This is a genomic window from Saccharomonospora azurea NA-128, assembly GCF_000231055.2.
In the GTDB taxonomy this organism is placed as follows: domain Bacteria; phylum Actinomycetota; class Actinomycetes; order Mycobacteriales; family Pseudonocardiaceae; genus Saccharomonospora; species Saccharomonospora azurea.
On the sequence record NZ_CM001466.1, the window covers coordinates 970,084 to 976,380 of the forward strand.

Genomic DNA, 6,297 nt, shown 5'->3' on the forward strand with positions numbered 1-6,297 from the left:
GCTCTGTTGCGAACCGGTTCATCTACGGTACGGCATTCGAGGGGCCGCGTAGACCCGCCGGTCTGGAGCGTCATCAACCCGACACATCGGAACTGTCCGCCACCCACACGAGTCTACCCACCGGTCACCCCGCGAATCCCGGTCTTGACGAGCAACGTGTGGAGGGTGACCGACAGCGCGGCGAGTTCGTTGACCAACTCGTCGCCCCTGGCCTTCGCGTCGGCGTCGCGCTGGCGGTACACCGGGGCGACGATCTGCTCGACCAGACCCACCTCCCGGTCGGCCGACGCCCGGAACGCCCGCAGGTGCCGCGGCTCGATGCCGTACTCGCTCATCGCCTTCACGGTGCGGGCGATCCGCACCGCGTCGGTGTCGTAGAAACCCGCGGCACTCGGCCTGACGAGCCCGTACTGCCGCAGCTCGTCCAGCATGGCCTCGTCGATCCCCGCGTCGCGCAGCAGGTCGTGCTCGGTGAGCCGCGCCGCGGCATCCGGGTCCGCGGCGAACTCCTCCGGACCGGGAACACCGGGCACCTGGTCACCGTCGTCGACCGACGTGATCGCCACCAGCTTGCGCGGCAGCCGCGGGACGGCGGAGGCGGCACCGTCCCCTCGATCGGCCGCGTCGAGCTGCTCCTTGATCACCCGCAGCGGCAAGTAGTGATCCCGTTGCGCCGCCAGAACGAAACGCAGACGTTCCACGTCGGCGGGGCCGAACTGACGGTAACCGGACGGCGTGCGGGCAGGCCTGACGAGCCCTTCGGATTCGAGGAACCGAATCTTGGAGATCGTCACGTCGGGGAAGTCGGGGCGCAGCTGCGCCAGCACCGCCCCGATACTCAACCCCTCTCGCTGTGGCCGCCCGGCAGCCGTCACCGTGCCCCCTGACCCCCGTGCCCGGGACCGGTCAGGAAGACGAGGCGGAACTTGCCGATCTGCACCTCGTCACCGCCGGACAGCACGGCCTGGTCGACCGGCTCCCGGTTCACGTACGTGCCGTTGAGGCTGCCCACGTCGATCACCACGAACTCCCCGCCCTCACGGCGGAACTCCGCGTGGCGACGGGACACGGTCACGTCGTCGAGGAAGATGTCACTGTCGGGGTGCCGACCCGCGCTCGTCGTGTCGCGATCGAGCAGGAAGCGCGAACCCGCGTTGGGGCCCCGCTTCACCACCAGCAGTGCGGAGCCGGTCGGCAGCGCGTCGACGCCGGCGTCCCGCGGCTCCACCGCAGGTGCCTCGTGGCCCTCTGCCTCCGACAAGAAGTCGGCCCGAAAAACGGAGGTCCGCTCCGGAGACTGCTCCGGGGGAACACCGGGCCCGTCGTTCGTGCTCACCGCAAGCTCTCCTTACGCACTGGAGTGTCGTTCTCGTAAACGTGGTGTAGTCAACGTACCGTGTCGGAGCCGCCCACAGTGCCGGGGCTCCCGCATCAGTTGTCGATCACACGTTGGTAGTCGGCGGCGTCGAACAGGGCGTCCACGACCGCGTCATCGAAAGCCTCCTTCCCACGCACCACCATGATCCACCTCGGACACCTCCGAGCACAACGTGGAACCGGGCGCGGGCTTCGTCAGGCCTTCCGACCGGAGGCGCGGAGGACCGCCAGCGCGATCTGCCACACGTAGAGAGCTCCCGACCAGAGGTAGAGCACGACGCCCCACACCGTGAACGCGTAGGCGAACGGCTGCGCGATCTCGGTGGCGGTGGTCGACGCGTCGTGGGTCACCAGCAGCAGCGGCAGCGCGTACATGAGGACGAAGGTCGCCGCCTTGCCGATGTAGGTCACCTCGGGCGGCGCGAAACGATGCCGGCGCAGCACGACGAGTCCCACGCCGACCACGAGTTCCCGGCCGACGAGCAGGGCCGCCACCCACCAGGGCACGATGCCGCGCAGCAGGAAGGCGAGCAGAGCCGCCGCGATGTAGAGCCGATCGGCGGCAGGGTCCAGCAGCTGGCCGAGCTTGGTCGTCTGGTTGAGCAGGCGCGCCAGCTTGCCGTCGAGCCAGTCGGTGACGCCGCCGACGACCAGCAGTGCGAACGCCCAACCGTCCTCCTCCGGGCCCAGCAGGAGCCACAGGAACACCGGAACGCCGGCGAGGCGGAGGATCGAAAGGAGATTGGGCACCGTGGTGAGCTGCCGCAGCAGCGACTCCTCACCGTCCGTGGTACCGGATGACCGGGCTTTCGTCACCCGCCCACAGTATCGGGACGACGGTCCACCACGATCACGAGGAGCGGTGATAGCTCCAGCCCTGCTTCCGCAGCGCCTCACCGGTGAGAGCCTGCGGCCGACCGTGGTGGTCGACGCCCATCCACCGCGGTCGTCCCGATCCACTCTCCAGGACGTAGGGCCGGCCCCGGCTCCACACGACGGTGCACGGGGTGGTCGGCGGCGACGGGGGCGCCGCGTCGGGGGACTGCTCGGCCGGGTCGGCGGCGCCCCCGTCGACGGCTCCGACGGCTCCGACGGCGTCGACGGCCGTCGTGGGCGGCACTGCCGACCCGGCTCGATCTGCGGGAACGTCGGTCCGGCTGTCCGTTTCGGTACTCATAGCACCCTGCGCTCGCTCTCGGTGAGACATCACCCGGGGGATTACCTGTGAGCGGCGCCTCACACCTCCGCGCGAGACGTCGCTCACACTCCCATCGGCTCAGGAGGCCTGATCGTTAACGCTTCACGGACCGCGCGCGTCGCCCTTTCGAGTGGTCTTCGGTGCTGTCACGAGCGGTTCTTGAGCGCGGGGAAGTCCTCCTCGCGGAACTCCCCGTCAGGGCGCCCGTCGCCGTGGGTGTGCTCCTTGCCCCGCAACTCCACCCGGCGGATCTTGCCGGAGATGGTCTTCGGCAGGTCGGCGAACTCCAGGCGGCGGATGCGCTTGTACGGCGCCAGGTTCTTCCGCGCGAAGGCGAGGATGCTCTCCGCCGTGGCGGCGTCGGGTTCGAAGCCGTTCGCCAGCACCACGTAGGCCTTGGGCACCGAGAGCCGGATCTCGTCCGGTGCGGGCACGACGGCCGCCTCGGCCACCGCCTCGTGCTCCAGCAGGACGCTCTCCAACTCGAACGGCGAGATGCGGTAGTCGGAGGACTTGAAGACGTCGTCGGTGCGTCCCACGTACGTGATGTAGCCGTCGTCGTCGACGGCCCCGACGTCCCCGGTGTGGTAGTAGCCGTCCTCGAACGCGGTCGCGGTGCGCTCGTCGTCACCCGCGTACCCCGTCATCAACCCGGCGGGCCGGCTGCTCAGGTCGAGGCAGATCTCCCCCTCCCGCGCGCGCTCGCCGGTGACGGGGTCGACGAGCACGACCGTGAAGCCGGGGACGGCGCGCCCCATGGACCCGGGCTTGACCTCCTGCCCCGGTGTGTTGGCGATCTGCACACTCGTCTCCGTCTGGCCGAACCCGTCGCGGATCGTCACGCCCCACGCCTGCCGCACCTGGTCGATGACCTCGGGGTTGAGCGGCTCGCCCGCACCCACGACCTTGCGCGGCGGGTGCCGCAACGTCGACAGGTCGGCCTGGATGAGCATCCGCCACACCGTCGGCGGCGCGCAGAAGCTCGTGACACCGCAGCGATCGATCTGCGCCATCAGGCTGTTCGCGTCGAAGCGCCCGTAGTTGTACAGGAAGACGGTGGCCTCGGCGTTCCACGGCGCGAAGACGTTGCTCCACGCGTGCTTGGCCCAGCCGGGAGACGAGATGTTGAGGTGCACGTCGCCGGGTTCGAGGCCGATCCAGTACATCGTGGACAGGTGCCCGACAGGATACGAGACGTGGGTGTGCCGCACGAGCTTCGGCTTCGCCGTCGTCCCCGAGGTGAAGTACAGCAGCAGCGGGTCGTCGGCGCGCGTGGGGCCGTCCGGCGTGAACACCGGGTCACCGGCGGCGGAGTCGGTGAACGACTCCCAGCCGTCGACCCGCTCGCCCACCGCGATGCGGGTGTAGCCGCCCGGCACCTCGGCGAACGTCGCGGTGTCGACGTCGCGCACCACCACGTGCCGGGCCTGTCCGCGCTCCACCCGGTCGCGCAGGTCGGCGGCGCCCAACAGCGTCGACGCCGGGATGATCACGGCACCGAGCTTGATGCACGCCAGGATCGTCTCCCACAGCTCGACCTGGTTGCCGAGCATCAGGATCACCCGGTCACCGCGCCGGACGCCCAGCCCGCGCAGCCAGTTCGCCACCTGAGCGGACCGCCGGGCGAGCTTGGGGAACGTCCAGCGGTTCTCCGAGCCGTCCTCCTCCACGATCCACAGCGCGAACCGGTCGGCGTTGTGGTCCTCCGCGGCGATCCGGTCGAACCAGTCCAGCGCCCAGTTGAACTCGGTGAACTCGGGCCACGCGAACTCCCGGCGCGCCGCCTCGTAGTCCTCGCGATGCGTCACCAGCAGGTCCCGAGCCTGCCGGAACGCCTGATACGCCTGCATGGAAGTCGTGTTGGGGTCGTTGCCCACCTGTCGCTCGCCCTTCTCACTCACCGCGGAACTCGGGCTCCCGCCGCTGCAGGAACGCCTGCACCGCCTCGTTCAGGTCGTGGCTGGGCAGGAACGCGGCGTTCCACGTGGCCACGTACCGCAGCCCGGCGTCGACCTGCTGTTCGGTGTTGACGGAGAGTACGTCCTTCACACCCTGGACCACCAGTGGTGGGTTCGCCGCGATGTCGGCGGCCATCTGCCGGGCCGCCTCGAGGGTCGCGTCGCGGTCGGGGTAGACGTCGTTGACCAGGCCGATCCTCTCGGCGCGAGCCGCGTCGATGTCCTTGCCGGTGAACGCGAGCTCGCGCAGATGGCCCTCACCGACGACCGACGCGAGCCGCTGCAGGCTGCCCATGTCGGCGACGATGGCCACGCGCACCTCGCGCACGCTGAACTTCGCGTCGGCGCTCGCCACCCGCACGTCGGCGGCGGCGATGAGGTCCAGACCACCGCCGATGCACCAGCCCGCGACCGCGGCGACGACCGGCTTGCGCACGCGGGCCACGGCCGTGACGGCGTCCTGCATGCGGCGAACCTCGTCCAGGAACTCGCGGCGGGGCCGTGCGAGCGCGTCGCCGCTCAGGTATTCCGACCACGACGGCAGCATGGCGGCGAGATCGAGGCCGTAGGAGAAGTGCTTGCCCTCGCCGGTCAGGACGATGGCCCTGACCTCGGGGTCGCGGTCGAGTTCGCCGAACACCAGCGGGAGTTCGCGCCAGAAGTCCGGGCCCATCGCGTTGCCCTTGCCGGGGCCGATCAGGGTCACCTCGGCGACGTGCCCGGTGCGCTCGACGCGGAGGGAGACGTACTCGCCGGCCTGGGTGTTCGCTTCGCTGCCAGTCATGGCTGCCATCCTGGCCCACGCGCCCGCGCCCACGGCAGTGGTGCGGCGGACAGTGAGAGCGACGTCGCTTTCGGCGACCTTCCCGGTCTTCGGCCGCGGACTCAGCCGCCGGACGGCGACGCGTCCGCCGCCAGGCCCGCGACCGGACCGACGACCGTGATCGCCGGAGGCCGGATTCCCGCCTCAGCGACGGCTCGCGCGACCTGCCCGAGCGTCGAGCGCACCACCCGCTGGGTGCGCATCGTGCCCTCCTGCACCACCGCCACGGGTGTCTCCGGCGCCCGCCCGGCGGCGACGAGGGTGTCGGCGATGCGGTCGAGCCGCTCGAGTCCCATCAGCACCACGATCGTGCCGCTGAGGCGACCCAGCGCGTCCCAGTCGACCAACGACCGTTCGTCGCCGGGCGGCACGTGACCGGACACGACGACGACCTCGTGGGCGACGCCGCGATGGGTCACCGGCACGTCGGCCACGGCGGGTACCGAGAACGCGCTGGTCACCCCGGGAACCACCGTCACGGGCACACCCGCCTCGGCGCACGCCTGCAGCTCCTCGAAGCCACGGCCGAACACGTACGGGTCGCCGCCCTTGAGCCGCACCACGAAGCGTCCGGCACGGGCGTGCTCGATCAGCGTGCGGTTGATGACGTCCTGCGCGGCAGCACGGCCGTACGGGATCTTCGCCGCGTCGACGACCCGCACGTGCGGCGGGAGTTCGTCCAGCAGCTCGCGGGGCGCGAGCCGGTCGACCACCACGACGTCGGCGCGCGCCAGCAACCGCCGCCCGCGCACGGTGATCAGTTCGGGGTCGCCGGGTCCTCCCCCGACGAGCGCCACACCTCCCGTGGGCGCCGCGTCGTGGCCGCCGCTTCCCGGATCGGCGACGACGGCCGTGCGCAGGGCGTCGAGCACCCCGTCGCGCACGGCGGAGGACCGCCGCGGCGACCCACCGGAGAGCACGCCCACCAGCAGGCCGTCGTG

The 6,297-nt window shown here is 70.8% G+C and carries 7 protein-coding genes; all 7 read right to left on the reverse strand.

Features of this window, described 5'->3' with window-relative positions:
- Positions 1 to 113: 113 nt before the first annotated feature.
- The gene (gene ftsR, locus SACAZDRAFT_RS04365) at positions 114 to 875 is read right to left on the reverse strand and encodes a transcriptional regulator FtsR (RefSeq protein ID WP_005439073.1); all 762 of its coding nucleotides are present in this window, start codon (positions 873 to 875) and stop codon (positions 114 to 116) included.
- Positions 872 to 1,336 carry a glycogen accumulation regulator GarA gene (gene garA, locus SACAZDRAFT_RS04370; protein ID WP_005439074.1) on the reverse strand — a complete coding sequence of 155 codons (465 nt, stop codon included), beginning with the start codon at positions 1,334 to 1,336 and terminating at the stop codon, positions 872 to 874. Before garA ends, ftsR begins: the two co-directional genes overlap by 4 nt.
- A 236-nt stretch (positions 1,337 to 1,572) precedes the next feature.
- Positions 1,573 to 2,193 (reverse strand): CDP-alcohol phosphatidyltransferase family protein, encoded by a 621-nt coding sequence (locus SACAZDRAFT_RS04375; protein ID WP_005439076.1) that lies wholly within the window; start codon positions 2,191 to 2,193, stop codon positions 1,573 to 1,575.
- A gap of 34 nt (positions 2,194 to 2,227) precedes the next feature.
- Positions 2,228 to 2,554, reverse strand: a complete 327-nt coding sequence (locus SACAZDRAFT_RS04380; protein WP_005439077.1) for a hypothetical protein — start codon at positions 2,552 to 2,554, stop codon at positions 2,228 to 2,230.
- Between the two features lie 167 nt (positions 2,555 to 2,721).
- Positions 2,722 to 4,425 (reverse strand): AMP-binding protein, encoded by a 1,704-nt coding sequence (locus SACAZDRAFT_RS04385; protein ID WP_198283918.1) that lies wholly within the window; start codon positions 4,423 to 4,425, stop codon positions 2,722 to 2,724.
- A 43-nt stretch (positions 4,426 to 4,468) separates the two neighbouring features.
- Positions 4,469 to 5,317, reverse strand: a complete 849-nt coding sequence (locus SACAZDRAFT_RS04390) for a crotonase/enoyl-CoA hydratase family protein (RefSeq protein ID WP_005439079.1) — start codon at positions 5,315 to 5,317, stop codon at positions 4,469 to 4,471.
- A 101-nt stretch (positions 5,318 to 5,418) separates the two neighbouring features.
- On the reverse strand, positions 5,419 to 6,297 hold an 879-nt coding region (cobA, locus tag SACAZDRAFT_RS04395), incomplete at its 5' end, for a uroporphyrinogen-III C-methyltransferase (protein WP_005439080.1).

Coding starts and splice junctions, on each gene's coding strand:
- SACAZDRAFT_RS04385 (WP_198283918.1), bottom strand. CDS start 4,425: ATGCAGGCGTATCAGGCGTTCCGGCAGGCTCGGGACCTGCTGGTGACG.
- SACAZDRAFT_RS04390 (WP_005439079.1), bottom strand. CDS start 5,317: ATGACTGGCAGCGAAGCGAACACCCAGGCCGGCGAGTACGTCTCCCTC.
- SACAZDRAFT_RS04380 (WP_005439077.1), bottom strand. CDS start 2,554: ATGAGTACCGAAACGGACAGCCGGACCGACGTTCCCGCAGATCGAGCC.